Genomic DNA, 22620 nt, shown 5'->3' on the forward strand with positions numbered 1-22620 from the left:
GCGCTTCTCTGGACCTAAAACATCAATCATTCGGACTCCAACGACTAGTCTAAAAACTAGTATTAAGACTATCACTAACTTAAGTGATACCAACTGTCTGGAGATTCAGGGGGCCAGTCTATCCTGCGTTTCCATGTACTGCCACACTTCACCAAAGTTTTCAGCGGCAGTGGGGTCCGGTAAATCACGATTCGGGCCACACGCGGACAGTTCTGCCCACATGTGGTGCCATTCGGGACTGTCCGGTCTGACAAGACAGATCGCGTTAACGGTATGGTTGAGCATAGAAAAATCCTTTGTTTGTGGACGAGAGGATTTCTCTCCGCAGGGAGAAAATCCCCTGCGGGTCAGGTATCAGTGGTCAGAAATCAGCGTCGTGGCTTTCCATCGTCAGAAAGGCCTCTTCATCTTTAATGGCAACCTGATAAAAAAAATCCCAGGCTGCTTTATCGATGCTTTCTGCCAGACGACAGAGGCTGTCATAGAATGTTACCCATGAGTCAGGTATGAGTTTCCGGACAGACAACTCAGCCAGGTCACGGGCAACAGCAGCCATATCCCAGACGTAAAACTGAAAACCGTCTTCATCTGTCCCGGTATTAAGGTCAAGGCGGCGTAGCGCTGCGATACTCAGCAGCTCGCCTTCCGCTTTTGCCAGCGTAATTTTGTGAGCGATCTGCTCGCTGGCATGATGAGATGAGTAATAAGCGGACAACGTGCGTGATTCATACATGATCGGATTCCTTTTGAGGGGAAACCGATCCCAGAGGGAAAGTTTCCCAATGGGGTAGTGGCACGACCAACAGCGTCAGACGTGAGGATTAAATGTAAGGTAAGGATGCGTAGGGCATAGCGTGAAATAGACCTTAACCTGGTTATCAGGCCCCTGTTTGCAAAGGTTAAACAGGATTAAACCACCCGAAGGCGCCACTCTCAGGTTGCTGTGGCATTGGCATGTGATCACCCGAAGGCGCCTGTCTCAAATCACTCAGGCATTGGCAGTTGTCAGAGACAACGTTAGCAAATTAAGCGTACACAATTCCAGCACCTCAGGCAAGTGTCAACGCAAAGATCTTCCCACATTGTGTCATGTTTAAATTGACCAGAAAACAGGATCATTTTTTTACATATCATGAGCGTTTTCTTTTTCTCTCAGAGATTTCCTGAAACTTTCAGACAGTGCGCCATAGATGAAATAAAGACAGGCATCAGTACGGGTGAATTTGTCGCCGTAATGCGCATGAGCCTCCTGTGAACAGGCCACCTCGTAATGTCCCCTGTCGATAATACGTGAAATCCTTTCCTTCCATCCCAAAAACACACGACCAATAAACAAATCCTCACCAGAAACAAAAATGCTTTTACTCATTACCCTTTACCTTATTATAAACACGAGCCACGTAATGCCCCCTGCCATCGCCATGTCCCAAATCCATTGAAGCCAGAGCCTGTGCCTCTTCTTTAGTGAAACCTTTTTTCATATGATAATTCATGACATCAACAGAGTAGGCATAACGTAAACTATGAGGCGCATATTTTCCTGTTAATCCGGATTCACGGACAACATTGCGATAACGTTCAATAGCTGTATGTAATGATGGCTTATCAATCAACTTTCCATTATTTTCATTCAAGTGTTTAAGGGACGCATTGATTGCAGCCAGAGTTGAGTCACGATCTAATACCGTTGTATCTCTTGGACGTCCTCCTTTTGTCCCGAATACAACACGTATTTTTTCGTCACCATTGAGTAAAGCTTTTTGCCAGGTACGCAATGATTTAGCAGACTGTACTGTTTCTTCTGTTCTTAAACCGAGTAATCTGGATAGTCTCATTGCACATGCAACGCCATCATCCTTTTGCTCTACACTCGTCAATACCTGCCGAAAATAAGCATCGGGAATAGCCACCTTAGTTCCATCCCGGCTCGTTTCCGAAATACCCAGAGCCTGATTGCTCAGTTTTTCGTGAGAAGGATTTGCCATGAATGTTTTACCCGCAACCCGTAACAAAGCCCGGATAGCTGCCATTTCGTTCTGAAGTGTGCGTCTGGAAATATCTTCGGAAAGACGGCTCTTCATATACAACTCGATATGCCCCGTCCTGATGTTCTTAATATCTCTAATCTGGACGTTAAGTTTTAATAAACGTTCAGCAAACCTGTCCGCAATTTTCATACGGTCGGAAACAGTTTTAAAACTTCCGCCAGCCTGTCTGGCAAGCGTTTTTAAATTCTTATTCAGTTTTGCCATAGTCAACCCTCCATTAAACAGGTGTCAGTGCTTTTCCGTCTGCGTGAACGGAAAAGCACTGACACCGGCTGCGCCACAGCTACAGACGATGAATTTCACCCCGACGGCACGGTTTATGGTTGCGCTTCCTGCGTCTCGACAGATATCTGTGCATCGGGGCGGCGAAATGTTGAGTTATTGCGAAGCTCCCCAGGTCTCTGACCTGTTCGCGGTTTGCACCGGGCTGAAATTAATCAGTCTGCTTCCACACACCAGAATGTTGACTGGTGTCGCCATCGATATCGTGTCGATTTTCTCCTTTCAGAATGAAGTCCTTACCCGTTTTTACGGTAAAGGCGTTTGGTTGATAAATGAACAAACAGTGAATGGAGTACGTTTTTAAGGCTCTTAAAACCTTTAAGTACGTGTTGGTCAGTTGGTAAAAAAGTTGTCGAAATGGCAGTGCGTCAGCTCTGCCAGTTTTGCGCTGCGCGCGTCACTTGGTACTCGTTTCACTCGTGCACAAGTGACGCCGCGCTCCTCTGCTCTCAATGCAACCGTGGAAGATGCCCAAATGTGCCAAATGGTCATACCCACGCCGCAAAGTTCGCAACGGCCTGCAGCGTCATAAAGAGTGAAAACGATAAGAAAATTGCACCCAGACAGCGGCTGCAAGACGTATCTGAAAACAGATACAGAAGTGAAAGGGACCTTAATCGCCAGATTCAAACTGTATGCGATCTTCGTTTTCAAAGGGTAAACGAAGTTACCGCCCGAAGGCGCCACCTCTCAGGTTACGGTGGCATTGGCATGGCGATCACCCGAAGGCGCCTCTCTCAGATCACCGAGGCATTGGCGTGTTGCATACAACGCAACGGTACAACGAGTAAGATATTAGATCGGAGAGCGATCCTTTAACAAGTTTTTATCTGTGATTGATTTAAACTGGTTGCTATTATGAGCTATGGAAGAGTAAATATAAAAACAATAATTCTAAATGGTAGTTGTATAACACACTGATAACTGTGTTGCGATTTGATAGAATGATTTTTTATTATGATGATATTGCATTGCTACATAAGCGCCTAAATACGAGTGTAACTCCCTTCCCCTTCTGGTCAACGGAACGAAATAACTAACGACAACATCCATGATTTATTGTCTGAGATATGTTAGATACTCTGCGTTCGCCCACATACCCGGTCGGTAGTTCTGAACGGAATTCGGTGATCACCTGCTCAAGTTCAGCACCGACGCTATCAACATTTTGCCCCTTGATCACATCCCCCTGGATAGTTACAGATGCTTCCCGGTTACGGCGTTGTATTTCCGGGCTCTTTAAATCCCATGAAAATGATGCCACCTGCGATAACGGGATTTTCGTACCCGATTCAGTGGTAATTAGTGTCCCTTCTAGACCGGAAAGATTATTCCTGTCATCTTCGTTACCCTGTAAAATGACTTCAGTACGGTGATTTTTCTCTCTCAACTCTGTGACAGAAAGACCGGAGTAAAACATGTTCAGCATGTTAGCAATACGCTCCGAGGTCAGTCCCGCCATCCCTGCTGCAGCCTGGTTTATCTGAATATTGACCGTACGCTGCGGATCACCAGCCGTCATATTCAGCCCTGTCACTCGCGAGTCCTTTGCCAGCAGGCCGGAAAGTTGCCGGGCATAAATTCGCGTCTGATTAAAATCCGGACCGGTGACCCTGTATTTAAGCGGCCAGCCTATCGGGGGACCTAGTTCCAGCGGTGAGACACGGGTAACGATATCGCTGAACTGCTCATTCATAATTCTGGTCAGCCTGGCCTGCAGCTTCTCCCTGGCCTCAAGGTCTTTTGCCACGACAACAAGCTGGGAAATATTCTCAGCATCAGAAAGAATATCCATTGGCAGATAGAAACGAACCGCGCCAGTACCAATATAAGAGGAATATCCACTGACCCCTTCGTCTTTATCCAGAATATTTTCAAGACGTCGGGTCTCCTGTTCCGTAACATATTGCGTTGTATTTTGCGGCAATGTCAGACTCACAAGCAGCTCCGGGCGATCCGATGCCGGGAAAAACTCACTTTTGAGCCATTGGCTGCTAAACACTGAAACGCCGAAAAGCAGTACGGATGAAATGATAACCGCAGGACGATGGCGGAACGAAAATGCGAGCAGGCTGTGATACATGCCTGCCAGTCGTCCGGTTTTGGTTTCATCGTGCTGCTGCAGCTTTGCCCCTTTCAGCAGCCATACACCACTGATTGGTGAAAAAAGCACGGCAACAACCCACGAGCTGAGCAGAGAAATAAAGATAACGGCAAATAATGAATAGCAGTATTCACCCGCCATTGATTTGGCGAACCCCACAGGGATGAATCCGGCAATCATAACCAGTGTCCCGGTTAACATCGGAAACGCGGTTTTCACAAAGGCACTTGATGCCGCCTTTCGCAGAGGCTCCCCTTTCTCAAGGTGCGATACCATTGACTCGATAGTGATCATCGCGTCATCCACGAGCAATCCCAGCGCAATAATTAACGCGCCCAGCGAGATTCGTTGCAGCCCAATACCTGCCAAATCCATCCCGGTAAAGGTCAAAGCCAGAACAATTGGAATGGCCACGGCAACGACCAGACCTGCGCGCAGCCCTAAAGAAACAAATGAGACCGCTATCACGATGATAATGGCCTCCATCAGCACATGCAGAAACCCATCCACGGCTTCGTCAACAATAGCTGGCTGGTTGGCGACTTTCGTTATGGTAATGCCATGCGGAAGTCTGGCCTTAATCTGCTCAAGCTTTTGATCAAGAGCCTCGCCAAACTGCAGCATGTTTCCACCCGATAGCATAGCTATACCGATGCCAAGCGCCGGATGTCCATTAACATGGAAAACCGGCTGAGGTGTTTCTGAGGCTTTTCTGGTCACGGTGACAATATCAGCCAGGGAAAGAATACGCTCCCCGGAACGCAGGCTGATACGCTTGAGAGCATCTTCAGTAAGTTTTGCACCGCTGACAAGAAGACTCATCCGGTCATCACGCGTTCGCAGCTCGCCTGAAGGCGTAACGGCATTGCTGCTCTTCAGTACAGCCATAATTTCATCAGGAGAAATGCCCAGTGTGGCCAGTTGGCGTGCTGAGAAGCTAAGAATAACCTGTTGCTGCTGTACGCCAAGCTGCACAGTGCGTCCAATATCTTTCACAGAACGGAGATCGCGCTGAACCTGATCTGCAATGTTTCGCAACTCATCACTGGAAAAACCGTCCCCGGTAATGCCGTAAATGGTGCCGTAGGTGGCATCATATTCATCATTCACCACCGGCTCGTTAACCCCTGCAGGAAGCGTGGCGGCGAGATCCCGAATTTTTTTGCGTAGCTCCTGCCATGACGGTTTCACTTCCGACGGAGGTGTGGCATCCAGCAAATTGACAGTGACTTTTGTATGACCATTTCGGGTCTGACTGTCAACACTGTCAAACCACCGAAGCTCCTGAACTGTCTTCTCAATTGGATCGGCAACGAGGTTCACCATGTCCGCCGGCGTTGCACCGGGCCAGTCGGCACTGATAACAGCTGTTTTTATCGTAAACGCAGGATCCTCATCCCGCGACAGTGCGGTAAACGAAAGGCAGCCCGCCGCCATGATGATCAGCAGGAAAAAACTGACCATCTGCTGATGGGCCAGTGCCCAGGATGAAAGGTTATGTTTATCCAGATTCATTTCATTGCCTCAGCGCTGACATCCACCTTTTCGCCGTCCTGTAGCGTATTAACACCGGCAGTAACCACTTTTTCGCCTGCTTTGAGGCCAGAGGATACATAGGCCTTATCGTCAGAGAAACGAACAATATTTATCGGACGGATGACGAGCTTCCCGAGTTTCGGATCAACGATAAATACAGCGGGCTGGTTACCTGCCCGGGTCAGTGCAGAGGCAGGTAGAGGAATAACGGTATCGTCATACGCACTCAGTTCGACTGATACAGCAGATCCAAACACAGGTTCGTTTTCCGCTGCAGAGAGCGTTGCACGGACCAGACTCGTACGTGTGCTGCTATCAAGCTGGGGTGTGATATACCTTATTTGCCCTTTGATCCGTGAGACCCCGTCGTTGACGGATACCGGGTCTCCGGCATGTAATTTTGAAGCCAGCCCGGACGAAACACTGAACTGTACCTCAGCCTTCGAAGAGGAAACTTTTAGGATATCCTGGCCCGCAGCGATGGTTTGTCCGGAATAAGGGAGATACGACGTGACCACACCATCAAAAGGCGCTCTCAGCGTACTGAAATCCGATTCGTTGAGCGCTGCATCTTTTTGAGCCTGAGCCCGGGCTTTACGTGCGTTCAATGCTGCAACAGAGGACACCGCCTCCTCAAGCTGTGCTCTGGATGCCGTTCCTATAGCGAACAGTTTTTTTGTCCTCTCAAGTTCCTGACGTCCTTTTTGTTCCGCTGCTACGGCTTCCTGATATTCAGCCACCGCCGCCGCTTTCTCGCCCTGGCTCATGGAGCCACTCAGCAGAGCAACGGGCTGGTTTTTTGTCACTTTCGCGCCGACATCTACCAGTTTTCTGGCCAGTTTTCCGTCAATACGAAACTGGAGAGTAACCTCTTCTGAGGGCTCAATGGTGCCAGTCCAGGTTAATGGAGGGACATGTTGCGCCTCCTGAACGACCCAGGTTTTAACCGGCCGCAAAGAAGCAGGTGCAACCTGACTATCATCACAGCCCGTTAGGAGCAGTAACATGCTAAATGCACATACGCCCAGACCTGAAACTGAAGTGAGCGGCTTCTGAATGATGTGTTTTTTGTGATATTGCATCGTGTAAATCCCGGTTTATTCCAGATCGTTATCTAACCGCACAAAGAACAAGGAACGCTTCAGGAATTATCAAGATACAGTCAATGGATATAAAAAAGTCATTCTTTCCTGGCATATTGCATCAACCTTGAATTGCCCTTGACCGTTTATTGATAAAGGTCTGGATAATCTGTCTGAGGGACGGATATGGCCGTCGGCTATGGCAATTAACATGACTTCGGGGAAGAGTAATGATACCGGAAACTACAAGATTTACATCCTTAACCATCACATTGTTTTCGGCATTATTGCTTTCAGGCTGTGGCCTGATGCCGGATTATCACAGGCCGGAAACAGCGATCCCGTTGAAGTGGAATCAACAGGAAGTTTCTCTTCAGGGAACAAACGTTGCCCGTTCTTCTGCGCCTTATTTCAATGACGAAAAACTGCAACAACTGATCAAACTGACCATCGCAGGCAATAAAGATTTGCAGGTGTCTGCTCTGAATCTTAAAAAGGTCGGGGAACAATATGGTGCAGACCGTTTGTCCACGCTTCCTAATATTGGTATGACTGTCGAGAAAACAGCTGCACATGAGCCCGCAGGAATTTATGACACAGTCGATACAGGAGCTGTTACGTATCATCAGTTCGATGCGAAACTGGTTTCAGCGTCATGGGAAATTGATTTCTGGGGGCGACTGCGCAGCCTGAAAGAAGCATCTCTGAATGAATATCTTGCCGCCGGTGCAACATCCCGGGCGCTGCGAATCAATTTAATAGAACAAACAGTGAGCGCATATTTCAATTATCTGTCCAGCCGTGAGGCTGCAGAAATATCCACTCAGCTTCTGAAGAATAAGCTGACAGAAAAAGAAATGGTGCATCAGGCATACCTGGAGGGGGCACTGACACAGAATGATGTTATTGAAGCCGATAAAGAAGCTGAACGCGCACAAACAGAACTGATGACATTTAAATTGCAGGCACAGCAGAATTACAATGCATTACAGCTTTTAGTCGGTCAGCCGCTGCCCGCTTCATTATTCAAGAACGTCGCACTCAGCCAGAACTGGCGTTTCCCCCTTCTTCAAAGCGGACTTCCTTCGGATGTACTGCTAAGACGCCCGGATGTTGTTTCAGCAGAATATGCTCTGAAAGCAGCTAATGCCCGAATCGGCGCCGCGCGTGCCGCATTCTTCCCGTCGGTTTCAATAACCGCGGCGGGTGGCTCAACCTCAGCAGAGCTGAGCAACCTCCTGTCCGCCGGAACGGCAAGCTGGAGTTTTGTCCCCTCGCTTAACCTGCCGATATTCGATGGCGGGAAAAATGCCGCAAATCTGAGCATCGCTGAACTGAATAAACAGGTCGAAATTGTCAATTACCAGAAGGCGATACAGCAGGCTTTCAGGGATGTATCCGATGCACTTGCAGGACAGGCGGCTATGAAAGCCCGGTATGGCAATAGTGAGGCGATTTACACGGCTGCAATGACACAATACCAGATGTCCGTAATGACGCAGACGGCAGGCCAGTTGAGTACAGAAGGTCTGGTACATAAGAACAATGAACTTCTTGAAGCACGTAAACAGTTACTGGAATCACGTCTGAAATACCTTATCCAGGGCGTAAAACTGTATTCTGTTCTGGGCGGCGATAGCGCTATCTGATTATTTTTTGGGACACAGGATTATGAGTCTTAAACATACCATTATGGGGTGGGTTCCCTGTAATTATGATGTTTACGCTGCAGCATATTATAAATTTGGCGGTAGCGTGAATATGCACCCCGACATGGTCATGTTTTTTATGAACCAGGGCCGAATGAAGTTTCAATTCTGGCATTATTGTCAAAATGGGATAACTACGGCAGCTTATTTCACCGTTGATAATAAGAATATTGGTTTAAATGTCTGGCGCGAATACCCGGTCTCCTTCGACGAAATTATGCTTCCTGTTGCGGCTGAGCAAAAAATCTGGCTACCTGAAAAGACAAACCGGCTGTCATCTGATAACCGGGCAAACATAATTAACTCTGCTTTTATCTACCGAACGAAAAGGCAGGTGTGTCGCGTTAAAGACTCCTTTTCGGTTAAAACAACCAAAAAGAGAAATAGCGAACTCAGAAAGTTTTTATCTCAGGGAGGCGAAAGCTATCGACTTGCTGACATATCAGCAGGAGAGATTGCGCAACTTTATGTGCATCTGTTTAAACTGCGTTTTGCAGACAGAGTCAGATGCTATGACCGACAGAAAATTTTTGAACTGCTGTCCTCTGTTCGCCATATGATTTTTGGCAATGTTATGTTTTTTGCAGGCGTACCTTGTGCCATCGATCTGGTTCTTGCAGCATCGAGTGAAAATATGATCTATTTTGATGTGCCGAATGGGGGGTTGGACCCACAGTTTTCACAGTACAGCCCTGGAAGCCTGCTCATGTGGTCAAATATCTCTGACGCCCGCAGAATATGCGCCATACAGAATAAAAAGATGGCTTTTTCAATAGGGATGTTCGAAAAAAACTGGGAATACAAACTGAGATGGTCAGAGGCCACTAAAACAGGAAAAGTGCTGTGCTATTAGCTATCCGGCATCGCCCAAAATAAACGTATCGATGCAGTCTATTTTTTATTCCGGTTTGAGTGACTTGTGTCCAGGAGGATAGCCACAAAAAGTTGAATGACAAAAATTATAATCGCGATAATGATAATCCAGACACAGCTATCATCAAATTTATCGCATGCTGACAAGAAACTCTCAATAAAACCTGACAACATGGTAAACCTCCGTTTACCATGCATTTAATCAGACGATAATCAAGGAACTGTACACGCATTGTTAAGAATGCTTCAATGGCTGAAAAATTTAATGCCTGGGGAGGGTTATGCAGAAAGATAATCCTTTTTCTTTGTTTTTTTCAGCGCTTAGTCTTCCGCCATGAGCTTCACAGATTGCCCGCGCAATTGATAAACCCAGTCCTGATCCCCCGCTATGACGCGAGCGGGATACATCTTCACGCACAAAAGGAGTGAAGATACTGTCAAGGAAGTTATCAGCAACTGCCGGGCCGCTATCTTTGAACACTACAACAACAGCTTCAGAGGAAGAACGATAGCTTATATCAAGGACCCCACCGTCAGCTGCATAGCGTAGCGCATTATCCATCAGTATCAGGAACACCTGGCCTATACGGTACGGATCAGCCATGCAAGTGATTGTTTGTTTCTGATGGTGGATAATATCCACCCCAACTTTTTTAGCGGAAGGCGTTATCCACGCGATTTTTTCCCGTACAATATCACTGAGGTTTACTGGCATAACATCCAGGTTAAGCTGACCGGCATCGGCCAGTTTAAGAAGATGCAGATCTTCGACGAGCCTGTTCAGCTCGTTAAGCTGACGCATCACCATCTTCAACTGGTCTTCGTCTGGCTCAAATATTCCGTCAATCATACCCTGCAGGCGACCTGTAGCAGCGGTTAGTGGGGAACGAAGCTCATGTGCCAGCGTTACATGGGCCTTTTTTAAATCCTTTTCATAACGTTCAAGCTTCACTGACATATCATTGAAGTTTTCACTAAGACGTTGCAATTCAAGCGGCAGGATATCCGGAACGGGCACTTTAAAGCCGAACCCACCTTCAGAAACTGATCGGGCTGCGCGATCGAGTCTGCCGATATGACGCGAAATAGGGCGCGCGGCCTTAAGGGTAATCAGGACGATCACCGGTATGAAGAACAGTATCAGGGCTCCTAGTACTAGCCAGTCCATTACACCCATTGAGGGGTCGGAATAAGAAAGGCCATACCAGGTATCAATAATCTCGTGATAACGATTTATATTCAGGCGCGGATTTTTTATCAGTACGGCAAGTTCAGCCCGTACATCTTCCGGCATGCGGTATTCATGCCATTTGTTCTGCACATAAAAGCGTAACCACATCAAAAAAGCGATCAGAATGATACAGCCAACAGCAAGGGATATCAGACGGCCGCAAATCCAGGACCATAAGGTTCCTGGCTCCTTTTTTTGTCTGTTTTGATCCATCTTCATATGTTTGAAAACCTGTAGCCAATGCCTCTGATGTTAACGAGGAGATCTGTCTGACCAGCGGACTCAAGCTTTTTGCGTAAGTTATAAATATGCGTGTCCACAACACGTTCGAGTGCATAACTGTCAGGCAGGCAAGCTTCCAGTAATGCCTGCCGGGTAAACGCCTTATTGGGCGATTTAAGGAAAGTCACAAGTAGTGAGAATTCCGTTGGAGTCAGATCTAATAATGTAGATGCACCCTGTTCATCTTCAACCGTTGCCTGCATCGACTCCATATCCGCTTTAAGTCCTCTGAACTGAATAATATTGGTGACTCGCTCACTCGAATATCTTCTGAGAACAGCGCGTACACGGGCAACGACCTCGCCCGGGTTGTAGGGTTTTACGACATAGTCATCCGCACCAAAACGCAGCGCACTGATTTTGTCGCTACCATCGCTCACGGCGGTGATCATGATCACCGGTACATCACTCCTGCGGCGTACAGCCAGCAGAACGTCCGTTCCGCTCATTGCTGGTAGCATGACGTCCAGCAAAACGAGGTCGGGTTTCCAGCTAAAGACCAGTTCCAGACCATGTTGACCATTACTGGCTACCGCCGTTACAAACTGATCGTGTTTAAGGTATGCCTCAAGCACATTCGCAGCATCGAGGTCGTCTTCAATAATTAAGACACGTTTCATATTCGCACCTTGACTGAATCTTGATTAAATCTTGCGGGTTTTTTGATTATCTGCATGCATACTATGTTTCCTTTTTATATAAGCATAATTCATTTCGGGAGTTTTATGAAGGAAATAAAATTTGCCATCGCGACATTAGTTACCTTGTCATTTTCATCGCAGGCAGCATCTGAAAATGCCACACCATCCCTAACGATTGGACTGGGTGCACAGTATGCTCCGGAATATACGGGGGCTGATAAATATAACACGAACGTATTGCCCTATATTGAATGGAGTAACGACACCTGGTTTCTGAACTCCGAAAAAGGGGCGGGTTATACCCGGCAATTTGATAATGGTATTTATATTGGTCAGGCTTTAGGATATTCTGTCGGGAGAACTGATAAAGGTAACTCCTGGATTCAGGAGGGGTCGAAAAAACTGAAAGGCATGGGAAAAATCAAGCCAGCAATAACGAGTACGACTACTGTTGGATGGTGGATAACCCCCTGGGTCGGTTTTGAAGGGAATATTATTGCACCACTGACAGACAGTCAAGGTATGCAGTATAACGTTAAAGTCAATCTCGTTCTCTTTAATAATGATACAGATACGCTGACAGTTAGCTCGGAAGGTAAATACGGTGATGCACGATTTAATGACACCTAGTTTGGTGTTAATGAAAGACAAAGTACAAATTCAGGTTACAGAAAATACAATGCCGGAAGCGGAATGAGCAGTATTGATTATACTATTAACTGGCAGCATGCATTCACTGACTCCTGGTCAGGATATGCTGATTTTCGTTACACCACTCTACCGAACCGTGTAAACAGAAGCCCGATTGTTAAAAAGGATGATTACATCACTTTTACTATTGGCGCATTATATAATTTTTAAACGCTGGCATCAGTTATCTGACGGCATTATGCCGCCAGATAATTTAAAGCACCCACAACCGGCCAAGCTTTGCGTCCCATTCTGGAGGATTAAACTTTAGTTGACCGCTTTCTGGTGTCAGTGTAATTTCACTAAAAAATATAGCGTCGTCAGATGCCATAAAATCCAGACGGCAATAGTCAAAATCAATAGCTATCTTACTGGCTAAGCTAAGCATTTTATTGAAGGATGCTGGCCTGTCGATTGGATTCGGTGTGTTGGCATACCCCAGAGTAAATGGCTCCAACTCCCATTCAGTGTTATAGATGTTTACATGCTCGTTGCCATTGCCCGACGTGAAGTCGACCTCAATAAAGTGTGGTCTGCCATGGAAACAATGTATTCTGAACATTTCTGGTGTGGTATCCCGCGATTTACCACGAAACAATTCTACTTTTTCTTCAATTAAGATACGCGGCTTAATGTTTTTGTACTGCCATTCACGGTTGGTGTAATACGGATTTCTTTTGAGATGCTGTTTAAAATGGCGGATGACATTTTCCAGATCAAGATTATATTTATTATTGCATATAATTGCGCTTCCACTGTCATGATTGCACTTCATAACGAAACTCAATGGAAGTCTGCTAAATTCAATTTCTTCTGGCTTTTCGAAAACGCCCAACAAAGGAACAAGATACTCAGGACCAATGGCAAGTTCAACATAATCTCGTACGGAAATTTTATCTGCAACTAGCGTAAAGAAATCACTTCGCTGATTAACCATTCTGTAATTAATTTTTTCGTTCAGCGTTTTCGGTGATGTCAAGGAGACTTCTTTACCAAAAATTTTTTTAAATTTTTTCCTGCGATACTCCTCATCGCTAACAAACAGTGTTCTGAAAACCTTGAACTGATACTCAATCATTTTAAATTTACTTAAAAACATGATAAATCCCCAGGATAAATGACAGAGTCAATTTAACCTGCACTTGTCAATTCTCAGTCAAGGAAGTATTGAGAAACCGTTAAGATTGGGATGTATTTTCGTAAACATACGTAAATAATAAAAAGTGGCGATAATAAAATCACGTTCCGGTTTATTATAAGTCAGCCACAACATTTAACAAACAGGATTTCATAAGAGTTGAGCATGGACATAACCATTAAAGAAGTTCAAAAGAAAGACCATCGCAGAGCCAGGCAGTTTGCTATTTCTGGCATGCATCTCAGCTGGTACACATCAAGTAGGCTGCATCTTTTATTGTACATACAACACTACTGGAATTATGAGTTATTACATGCAACTCATCTTATGGGAGCTTATTCAGGGGACAAGTTGTCTGGTGTACTTATAGCAAAAATGAACGATCACCCAGCAATCTGTAGTTCCGTTTTGCGGAAGATTTTCGTTGCGACATTAGAGTGGATTATAAGAAAATTATACGGTCATTCCGGTGAGGAACTGGACAACCTCAATATGAAAATGTTACAGGAAAATTCACATTGCTCTCAGTTCGATGGTGAAATTACTTTTTTTGCCGTCGCCCCTGAAACGAAAGGAGCTGGAATTGGCTCCCTCCTGCTTAAAGAGCTTGAGGCCAGGGAAAAAGGAAAAAAAATTTATCTTTTCACCGATACGGGTTCCACGTTCCAGTTTTATCAGAAAAGAGGTTTTCAGGAGGCTGGCAAAAAGAGAGTGCACCTGAAAATAGGCCCACGAACCCTGGAGGTAACGTCTTACCTATTTTGTAAAAGGTTGTGATTTTCTTGAAGACAGACTCAACAACACTCTCACTAATCCTTGATTTCTGCTGCGGAGATTTATTCTAACTATTTTCTGTCATTAACAATCTGAACGATGTCTGCATAACCACAGCCTTGACGGATCTAAAGATCCTCTGTGTGCCAAGCGGACATGGCTAAGTCCGCACCGCATCTATTATTGAGGAGCGTGTCACTCAACTAAATCTGTTTGACGAGATACAGCCGCGCGCTTCGATTAGATAATTCTGGCTGATCTGTATAGTGCCGGTTTACTCCACATGTTGAGTAATCTGCTTCATCAAACTTACTGCTTCATCTGTAGGCATCTGAAACTGAACCCGGTGTCTGGCAGCGACATCAAGGGCAAACACCTTCGTGTACACCTCCGTCGAGCTTACCGACTTATGCCCCATCAGACTCTGTAGCACCTTCAGCGGAATACCGGCGTACAGCATGTGCATGGCATAGGAGTGACGGAACGTGAGAGGCGTCACCGGCACTGAGAACCTCACGCCGTCGGCCGCAGCGGCTTCAACCGCTTCATTCACCCATGTCCTTGCCGTCCGGTCGGTGATCTCCCAGATGCGTGCCTTTTCCATTCTGCCGGTACGTTTGTGTTTACGCTCCAGCGGAATTTTCAGGGTAGCCACTAACATCTGCAGCTGGCTGACGTACTGATTATCTGAGAGGGGGACCAAGCGATGTACCTGACTGTCGGCTAACGCACGCCCTGCTGCTCTGGCCGCTTTTTCCGTGCGCTGCTTGAGAGTGGCCAACTGTACAAACGGCCAAGGCGGCGTCAAAGAAAAATCGCCCCTCGTCAGCGCCAGCGCTTCGTTGATGCGCGCGCCGATGTTCCAAAGCGTCTCTAGCAGCATTTTGCGGTGCAGATCCGGGACATAATGGAGTAACGCGCTCACTTCCGGCGCCAGCAGGTATTTCGGCAGTTCGACATGCAAAAGAGCCATCTTCCGCAGCGCCAGCGCCGCCGGATAGTCGATAGCCACAGGAAGCTGCTGTGACTGGGCAACATATTCGCTTGGCAGACCAAGAAGAGACATCTTCATCAGCATTCCTTTCAACTAAGTAGATAGAACTCGTGTAACAGTTGCTCAGGAATTCAGGACCTTCCGCCCCTGAACTATGGCATGCAGATGCTTGAGAACTTTCTGGCCATCTGTTTCCATCATGAAGGGATTTAGGTTAACCAGAGTCAGTATCATTACAATCAACCCGGCAATGACCATTAGTGGCTGAATACCGGTAAGAGTAAAAACTGGTACTGACAGAATCACGGGCAATAATGGACCGGCCAGCGCCGCCGCCATAACTTTCCACCTGGGGGCATCATTCGCATAGTGGTAACTGACACCTCCGTCCGGAAAAAGCAATCCAAACTTCAGGATAAGTCTGCCCCTTTTGAACCGGAACAAGACAGGTTTCCCCACTTGAAAGCGCGTTACCCGAGTTCCCAGGCACATGGCCATAAGGGCATGTCCGGATTCATGAATAAATGCGTAAATAAAACTGAAGAGATATAAATAAACCGGCAGCATCCATCCAAGGCTATCAACGATGTAATGCAGATATTCAAAAGAGAGCAATGGAATTTCTTTAATCATAAATCCCGCCCGCCATTAAATTTGTTTAGCAGCAGCTTTTGCAATTTCATCCACCGCTTCTCTGACCGAAAAGGACAAACTCTGCTTCGGCGAGAAATGTACCCAGTAGCACAGGTGAGATGCCCAGGTCTGACCGTTCTGTCGCGGCTCATAATCCACACTGAAGGCATAGATAATCCTTCCATTAAGATCAAAGCTGGTCACTTCGCAGTAACGCAGATAAAGCTCGCGTAATTCATCAAACAATTTTCCCTCTTTCAGCGGGCCCGCTTCTTTGACTGTTTCACGCTGATCCATGAAATGCCCCACAGCTGCTTTTTTGGAAGGAAACTCCCTCCCCTTGATAATCACCTTAGTGGAACGCCCCATCCTTAACTCCTTTGTTGTTACGCTGCTTTATAGAGAAATCCCGCCATCATTGATTGGTTCAATTGCGGGTGGCTTTTGCTATTACCAGTCATTTATTAGATATATCTGTTGTGCTGCATGACCTGGGTCTATGAGTTCAGTGAGGAAGCCCCCTGGTGGGGATTCATTTTTCGTATTGTCATTCACCCGACAGGCATTTTTGCGAAAATTCCAGCTCCTGAGGTATGGGTTATAGCTGGCAGCGACTAGGTTATCCCTGGTAATGATAAGGCGATTGTACTTTCCGTTATCACGAAGCCAGAGACGGGTGTGTCCGATACATATCAGCGCCTCAAATATTTGTTGTATTTCAACCGGCATTCGTTTGCTCACTGATCTCCCCCAATACCTTTCATGAAAATAGTCCCGCCGTCAAACCTTCCCCCGCCCCGACGCCACCCTTTCTTTCCGCATTGTCGCAGTGAGTGATAATCACTAACCTGATAATAAACAGATATATAACCACTCCATTAAATTACCGAATGCCGGTTTCAAGGTGATCAGATTTTTCTGCTCTACAGCAGTTTCCGGAAGTGTATCACGGTCAGGGAATAAGGCCGGGGGCGAAGATACAGCATATAGCGTGACCGGTGCGGTATTAACTACCACATGGTGGATTAAATGGCCGCAGCGCCCCGGAGGCCGAAAAGAAGAACCGGGACCACCAGAAATCGGATCTGTGCGAGAAGAAAAAAACTACTGCTTAATCTGCAATAACCATAAATTATTATTTCTTTTTTGGCATTAATGTCTGATATGCAATAATAATCACTTTCTATTGCTTAATTCAGCACATCGGAAAAGACTGCCGGCCGCCCTCATTCGTAACCGGTTAAATGCGGTTCGGGTTCAGATCAAAGATTTATTAAGCGGCTACGGAAATAAAATGAAGCCGGAACGGGATCGCCCTAATATAAATGACATTAAGCAAAGCCTCCGGGCATTCATCAGCGACTGAATAAAGGTATCAAGGAATGTATCCCGTATTTGAGAATGGATCCTGCTGGGTCAAGGTGGATTTTCACCTGCATACCCGTGCAGATAAAGAATTTCGCTATGCCGGCGAAAGCGACAGATTTATTACCGACTATGTGAATACCCTTAAAGCGGCGGAAGTGGGGCTGGGGGTTATCACCAATCACAATAAATTTGACCCCGGTGAGTTCATTGCACTGCGTAAAGCGGCGCGCCGTGAAGGTATAGGGCTACTACCCGGCGTGGAGCTGTCCGTCAATGATGGCCAAGCCGGCGTGCACACGCTCGTGGTCTTTGCTGATGAGTGGTTTATCAATCTACAGCAGACGAATCATATTGAAAGTTTCCTGACGGCCACGTTTGCGGGCGTTGATAATTTTGAGAACGAAAATGCCCGTTCAACAGAAAATATCACACAGACCATCCAGCGCCTTGACCGGTACGAACGGGATTACTTTATTGTGTTTGCTCACGTGGAGGCCCATAACGGGTTATGGGGCGGGCTGAGCCCTGGCCGGATCGGGGAGCTTTTTAAAAATGACCTTGTCCGCCGGCGCGTGACGGGATTTCAGAAGGTGATGACCCTCGACCTGCGGGTCAAAATTCAGGGCGTGCTTGGTGAGCGCTATCCTGCTGAAGTCCAAGGATGCGATGCCAAAACGCTGGATCACATCGGTGCCAGAAAAGTCGCCAGCTATCTGAAACTGGGTGATTACAGTTTTGACGCTGTCCGCTTTGCGCTGCAGGATTTTCCGCATCGCGTCAGCGGCGAGAAACCGCCCCTGAACCACAGCCATATCCGCCAGATAGCATTCGAGGGAGCCGGTTCGCTCGGTGGAACCGTGGTGAAATTATCTCCGGAGCTGAACACCCTGATTGGGATCCGCGGCAGCGGCAAATCCTCCATACTTGAAGGGATCCGATATGCCTTGGACATTCCGTTTGGCGAGAAGGCTTCTGACCGCGATTACAAAGAAAATCTGGTCAGTAATTTACTCAAAAGCGGGGGGAAGATTACCGTTGACGCCGTGTGCCGTCACGGACGGGCCTATCAGATAACCCGCATCTTCGGCCAGGAGCCGCAGGTTATTTTTGACGGTCAGGCCCGGCACGGGGTGGCGCTTCGGGAAACGGTTCTGCACAAGCCGGTGTATTTTGGCCAGAAAGATCTGTCCAATACCGGCGCGGGATTTGAACACGACCTGATTGAAAAACTGGTCGGAGAGCGCCTGGCCGCCGTGCGGAATAAAATCCGGCAGCAGAATGATGTCGTCCTCGACAGGTTACGCGAGTATCGTCGTCTGAAAACATCAGGAGAAACACTCTCCGAATGGCAGGCGAAAGAGAAGGATGCGCAGTTCCGCCTGCGCTTTTATGCCCAGCACGGTATGGAAGAAAAACTGGCGCGTCAGACCACTTTCGGACGGGATGAGCGTTATCTCAGCAGTACCACTGCACGGGCAACCCGGGCGCTGGACAGTCTGCAGGACGGGATCAAGGAAACACTCGATGAGCTGAAACAGGAGCAGAAACATGAATCAGCGCATAACCAGGCAGACATTGATGATTACAGTGCGGGATATGATCGCTTCACGGCCCATCTCGACTCCCTGAACTCCATCGTAGACGGCGCCCGCCCGCTCCTCGCCGAACTCGATACGAAGCAGCAGGCCTTCCTGCAGAAAAAGCTGGCGCTGACGGAGGAATTTGCCGAAATAGAGCGTGGCCTGGCTGAAGAGTTGCGGCTGGCAGGCGTGGAAAAAGCCGATCCGGCTGACTTTCTGAAGCTGAAGGCCGGGCTGGAACTTGCGGAACAGAAAATTGCCGAGCTGACCCGGGCTGAAAGCAGTCAGGCGTTACTGGAGAAAAGCCTGACAGAGGCGCTGAGCCGATTGTATGAACTGTGGGTGGAAGAATATCAGGAAATTGAAGCCGTGCTGGCCGGCATCAGCCAGGCCGACTCGCCCCTGAAGATCGTGCCGTCCTTTGCAAACGGCAAAAAAGCCATGCAGGCCGTTCTGAAAGAGGCCTTTACCGGCAGCCGGCTGCGGGAAAGTACCTACCAGACCGTGGCTGACACCTTCAGAGACTTTGGTGAACTCTGGCTGAACAGGGACAAACTCCCGAGGATTATCAGCGGCTCTGCAGAGACGTTCAGCGAGTATCTGGAACAGCAGATAGAATCGCTGATTGCCTGGCAAATACCCAATACCTACTCCATTGAATTCCGGGGCAAACCCCTAGAACAGCACTCGCTGGGTCAGCGCGCATCCGCATTAATGCTGTTTGTCCTGAATCAGCAGGACAATGATGTGGTGATCATCGATCAGCCCGAAGACGACCTCGACAATCAGACGATTTATGACGACGTGATTAAAATCATCCGGGTAATGAAACCCCACACCCAGTTTATCTTTGCCACTCATAATGCCAACATTCCGGTGTTGGGAGATGCAGAAAATGTCTGTGCCTGTGAATATTCAGACGGAAAGATCCAGGCTGCCGGCGGGGGCGTGGATGCCCCTCTTGTACAACAGCACATCATTTCTGTGATGGAGGGAGGGCGGGAAGCCTTTGAGCGTCGCAGGGAAGTTTACGGCTCATGGCTCAGTAAAACCTGATGCCATCACGCTTACTGAGCATGCAGAAAAAGCCGCAAATGCGGCTTTTTCTGTTTCCAATTAACCCGAATCCTCAGAGAGGATTTTCATGCTGTTCTCGCACCGCTTCATCAGGAAATGCGCAGCCTGGACTATATGACGTCCCGTCTGCCCCTGAAGTGGCTGCAGCGGGAACAACGCCACCTACTCCGCCATGCTCGATGGCTGCAGCTGTATCTGGATTCGTGCAGGGGCGACAGTAAAGGTTTTTTTCCTGTTACTGCATGATGTGGCGATGGGGGCTGATTATGAGCTCGCTGACATTCTGGCGTCGCTGCATAACAGTAAGCGGTGCCGTGTATCACGCCTGCCGGTTAACATGAAAACCAGCCCCTAAGACGGTGCAGATGAACGCAGAAATGAATATCCGGCATCAGCCGGGTTATCCCGACACCACATGCAGCATGCGTCTGGCTTCGTCAAAGTCCCGCAGTTCCTGCGCCTGCTTCATTATCTCGGCAGTAGGAACCGGGAGTTTACCCAGGAGTTCCTCAAAGCGCTTGGCAACCGACTGGATTGACACGCTGTTGGTCCTGGCCGTTTTCAGATTGGTATAAACAAGGCGGGCAAGCGGCTTTGTCAGCGCCTTATCTTCCATGAATCGCTTGAATGTCCAGAGATAAATATCTACCAGCTCCAGGCCTGCACTTTGGGTACCGGACTGGAAAACAAGTGGCTCAGCCGGCATATTTTTCATATTCATTACGGGTAATCCAGGCCCCAGCTCCCAGGGCATCTCCCGGATCTGGTAGTAGAACTCGTTAAGTTCACGTTGTGTAGTGTTGAACTGTGACTGCTGGTCAACAATGATACAGGCCTTTCTTTCAGGAGCCCCCAGGCGGGAGCAGATACCGTGCAGCACGGACTGAAAGCCAATCATATTGGGCATGATCTGCAGCCTTTCCTTGTTAGTTTTACAGTTATAGCCCAGCCGCTCAAAATTGACTGATGCCCAGTTCAGGGCATCGGTGATCAGCTGTTTCGACCGATGGTCCAGCGCGCTGGCTGCCGTCCTGCTGACCAGTTCATTACTGACGGTACAGAAAAGCGCCGCCGCCCGCTCATCATGAGCCTCCAGCCTAGCACTCCATGCGTTTGCAGCAAGTTCATCATCAAACAGGCTGGCCAGATTCAGCAGCAGGGGGTAGCGCAGAGGGGTCCAGTATGCGGACCAGGGAACAGCTGGATTCATCCCCTGATCAAACACCTGGTCGAAGAACGAAATAATGGCGTGATCGCGCTTAACCACCTGCCAGATGTCAAACCGTATCCGGTGCTTTTTCTGGAGGACCAGCAGCGTATCCACAACATCAGAAAGACGATGCACGCCCAGTTCCGCAGCGTGCAGGCGCTCCACGCCCAGTGTTTTGCGTAATACGGCAAGATCAGCTTCAGCAACCTTATCCAGATCAGCATCTGAGGACAGCACTCCATAGGAGAGGACGGGCTGGGTTTTGTCAAAAAGGTTTCGGCCGGTCTGGCCTGTTTCATCCACATAAAAGTGCATTCAGATATCCTTTTCCGGGCAGGAGGAAGGGAAACGGCATAATCTAGGTCAATGTAAAACCTTTCTGTAGTCGGCTGCAAGTGATCCGCTTAAGCCTTAAGATCCACGCGGAGTCCGGTAACTTCAGAAAGGTCGCTGATTCGGGACGCCTTGCGGATCTTACAAAAACATGGCTTACCCCGGCAGAAACCGATCTACTCTGCAGTGATCTTGCCCACTTAGATCACAGCAAGGAACAAACGGACCAAAATACTGGCCTATTTTTTTGTGTTAAATCTGCCCGGTCGGCAGAAACTCGATTCTAGCAATGGCCGATCTGGACACTGATTTACCCTCACAGTCTATGCCTAAAGTTGCGTTTGTGTCCGGCGGGAGGTCCCGGACTGATGTATAGGCATATGCTAGGGCCGTCTCAAGTGCCCCTTTTTCATAAATAATATCCGCCTGGAACCAGATAATACAGGGATGAAGCACCCTGAGGTAATGCGGCGTCAGATCGTGGCCGTACTGCTCCTGATAGGCGTTACAGACGTCCTCTACCAGTTCCGGCAGCCGGAGATAATCATGCAGCCCATTTTTTCTGGCGTGGAAATGTAATTCACGGACCAAATGGCCGTATGGTCCCCAGTGCGTTTTATCGCCTGTTCTGAGCTGAAACATCTCGTCCGGGACGCCCCCCGGAACAACCCATTCCTGCAGGTGTTTACGGACTATGTCGTTCGGGGCATGGGTAAGCAGCATCTTCATCGCAAGCGATTCGGAATGATTCAGCGCAAGTAACCCTGCAGGAAAAGTATTATCGACGAAAGTCCTGGTGCCATGAAACCACAGCGCCCTTCTGAAGGGACCCGGTTCGCCCAGTTCCGCGCTGACATAATCTTTCAGAAACTGATTTGCATCCACTATAATACTTTGATCTGTTTCGTAGATATGCTCCAGATCGAGCGACAGCAGCACCTTTTTCAGCTTTTCAGGGGGACAGCCAAATCCGGCAGATAGTGTATGCAATGCCTGAGACCGTGAGGAGCAATCGAGAATCAACATTGTGTAAAT

General features: G+C 47.9%; 17 protein-coding genes and 1 pseudogene. 5 read left to right on the top strand and 13 right to left on the bottom strand.

What is annotated here, in order from left to right; genetic code table 11:
- Positions 1 to 361 precede the first annotated feature (361 nt).
- The 5 genes from ACMWKK_RS16815 to ACMWKK_RS16835 all read right to left on the bottom strand — a co-directional run bounded on the left by ACMWKK_RS16815 (position 362) and on the right by ACMWKK_RS16835 (position 7052).
- Positions 362 to 733 carry a hypothetical protein gene (locus ACMWKK_RS16815; RefSeq protein ID WP_152043840.1) on the bottom strand — a complete coding sequence of 124 codons (372 nt, stop codon included), beginning with the start codon at positions 731 to 733 and terminating at the stop codon, positions 362 to 364.
- A 390-nt stretch (positions 734 to 1123) separates the two neighbouring features.
- Complete coding sequence (locus ACMWKK_RS16820; protein WP_152043841.1) at positions 1124 to 1369, bottom strand: hypothetical protein; 246 nt, start codon at positions 1367 to 1369, stop codon at positions 1124 to 1126.
- Positions 1362 to 2252, bottom strand: coding sequence for an integrase domain-containing protein (locus tag ACMWKK_RS16825; RefSeq protein ID WP_152043842.1), 891 nt, complete (start codon positions 2250 to 2252; stop codon positions 1362 to 1364). Before ACMWKK_RS16825 ends, ACMWKK_RS16820 begins: the two co-directional genes overlap by 8 nt.
- 1114 nt (positions 2253 to 3366) lie before the next feature.
- Positions 3367 to 5949, bottom strand: a complete 2583-nt coding sequence (locus ACMWKK_RS16830; RefSeq protein ID WP_301512092.1) for an efflux RND transporter permease subunit — start codon at positions 5947 to 5949, stop codon at positions 3367 to 3369.
- Positions 5946 to 7052 (bottom strand): efflux RND transporter periplasmic adaptor subunit, encoded by a 1107-nt coding sequence (locus ACMWKK_RS16835; protein WP_152043879.1) that lies wholly within the window; start codon positions 7050 to 7052, stop codon positions 5946 to 5948. Before ACMWKK_RS16835 ends, ACMWKK_RS16830 begins: the two co-directional genes overlap by 4 nt.
- 230 nt (positions 7053 to 7282) lie before the next feature.
- Here ACMWKK_RS16835 and ACMWKK_RS16840 point away from each other — a divergent pair, with 230 nt between their 5' ends.
- Both ACMWKK_RS16840 and ACMWKK_RS16845 read left to right on the top strand, forming a co-directional pair.
- Positions 7283 to 8701: an efflux transporter outer membrane subunit gene (locus tag ACMWKK_RS16840; protein ID WP_198996554.1), complete on the top strand. Its 1419-nt coding sequence runs from the start codon at positions 7283 to 7285 to the stop codon at positions 8699 to 8701.
- A 22-nt stretch (positions 8702 to 8723) separates the two neighbouring features.
- A complete protein-coding gene (locus tag ACMWKK_RS16845) occupies positions 8724 to 9614 on the top strand; it encodes a GNAT family N-acetyltransferase (RefSeq protein ID WP_152043877.1) in 891 nt (296 codons plus the stop codon).
- Between the two features lie 282 nt (positions 9615 to 9896).
- On the opposite strand, the gene ACMWKK_RS16850 is transcribed toward ACMWKK_RS16845, so the two are convergent.
- On the bottom strand, positions 9897 to 11084 hold the full coding sequence (locus ACMWKK_RS16850; protein WP_152043876.1) for a sensor histidine kinase: 1188 nt from the start codon (positions 11082 to 11084) through the stop codon (positions 9897 to 9899).
- Positions 11081 to 11767 (bottom strand): response regulator, encoded by a 687-nt coding sequence (locus ACMWKK_RS16855; protein WP_152043875.1) that lies wholly within the window; start codon positions 11765 to 11767, stop codon positions 11081 to 11083. The genes ACMWKK_RS16850 and ACMWKK_RS16855 overlap by 4 nt, the downstream gene beginning before the upstream one ends.
- Positions 11768 to 11872: 105 nt before the next feature.
- Here ACMWKK_RS16855 and ACMWKK_RS16860 point away from each other — a divergent pair.
- Positions 11873 to 12649, top strand: a pseudogene (locus tag ACMWKK_RS16860) (MipA/OmpV family protein).
- 43 nt (positions 12650 to 12692) lie between these two features.
- Here ACMWKK_RS16860 and ACMWKK_RS16865 read toward each other — a convergent pair.
- Positions 12693 to 13577 carry an ATP-grasp fold amidoligase family protein gene (locus ACMWKK_RS16865; RefSeq protein ID WP_152043873.1) on the bottom strand — a complete coding sequence of 295 codons (885 nt, stop codon included), beginning with the start codon at positions 13575 to 13577 and terminating at the stop codon, positions 12693 to 12695.
- 204 nt (positions 13578 to 13781) lie between these two features.
- On the opposite strand from ACMWKK_RS16865, the gene ACMWKK_RS16870 reads away from it, so the two are divergent.
- A complete protein-coding gene (locus tag ACMWKK_RS16870; RefSeq protein WP_152043872.1) occupies positions 13782 to 14393 on the top strand; it encodes a GNAT family N-acetyltransferase in 612 nt (203 codons plus the stop codon).
- Positions 14394 to 14664: 271 nt separating this feature from the next.
- Here the strand turns inward: ACMWKK_RS16870 and ACMWKK_RS16875 are convergent, their stop codons facing one another.
- Genes ACMWKK_RS16875 through ACMWKK_RS16885 form a run of 3 tightly spaced genes read right to left on the bottom strand, consistent with a single transcriptional unit; the run spans position 14665 to position 16386 of the window.
- Positions 14665 to 15456 carry a tyrosine-type recombinase/integrase gene (locus tag ACMWKK_RS16875; protein WP_152043882.1) on the bottom strand — a complete coding sequence of 264 codons (792 nt, stop codon included), beginning with the start codon at positions 15454 to 15456 and terminating at the stop codon, positions 14665 to 14667.
- A gap of 51 nt (positions 15457 to 15507) precedes the next feature.
- Positions 15508 to 16017 (bottom strand): M50 family metallopeptidase, encoded by a 510-nt coding sequence (locus ACMWKK_RS16880; protein ID WP_152043871.1) that lies wholly within the window; start codon positions 16015 to 16017, stop codon positions 15508 to 15510.
- Positions 16018 to 16032: 15 nt separating this feature from the next.
- Positions 16033 to 16386 carry a hypothetical protein gene (locus ACMWKK_RS16885; RefSeq protein WP_152043870.1) on the bottom strand — a complete coding sequence of 118 codons (354 nt, stop codon included), beginning with the start codon at positions 16384 to 16386 and terminating at the stop codon, positions 16033 to 16035.
- 1013 nt (positions 16387 to 17399) lie between these two features.
- Between ACMWKK_RS16885 and ACMWKK_RS16890 the strand changes: the two genes are divergently transcribed.
- Positions 17400 to 20021 (top strand): TrlF family AAA-like ATPase, encoded by a 2622-nt coding sequence (locus ACMWKK_RS16890; RefSeq protein WP_152043869.1) that lies wholly within the window; start codon positions 17400 to 17402, stop codon positions 20019 to 20021.
- A gap of 421 nt (positions 20022 to 20442) precedes the next feature.
- Here ACMWKK_RS16890 and ACMWKK_RS16895 read toward each other — a convergent pair whose 3' ends face one another.
- Both ACMWKK_RS16895 and ACMWKK_RS16900 read right to left on the bottom strand, forming a co-directional pair.
- Positions 20443 to 21567 (bottom strand): DUF3800 domain-containing protein, encoded by a 1125-nt coding sequence (locus ACMWKK_RS16895; RefSeq protein ID WP_152043868.1) that lies wholly within the window; start codon positions 21565 to 21567, stop codon positions 20443 to 20445.
- Positions 21568 to 21837: 270 nt separating this feature from the next.
- Positions 21838 to 22611: a hypothetical protein gene (locus ACMWKK_RS16900; RefSeq protein ID WP_152043867.1), complete on the bottom strand. Its 774-nt coding sequence runs from the start codon at positions 22609 to 22611 to the stop codon at positions 21838 to 21840.
- Positions 22612 to 22620 lie beyond the last annotated feature (9 nt).

It is taken from the genome of Enterobacter sp. 01-M-03-SI-ECC, assembly GCF_047530215.1.
GTDB classification, from domain to species: Bacteria; Pseudomonadota; Gammaproteobacteria; order Enterobacterales; family Enterobacteriaceae; genus Enterobacter; species Enterobacter chengduensis.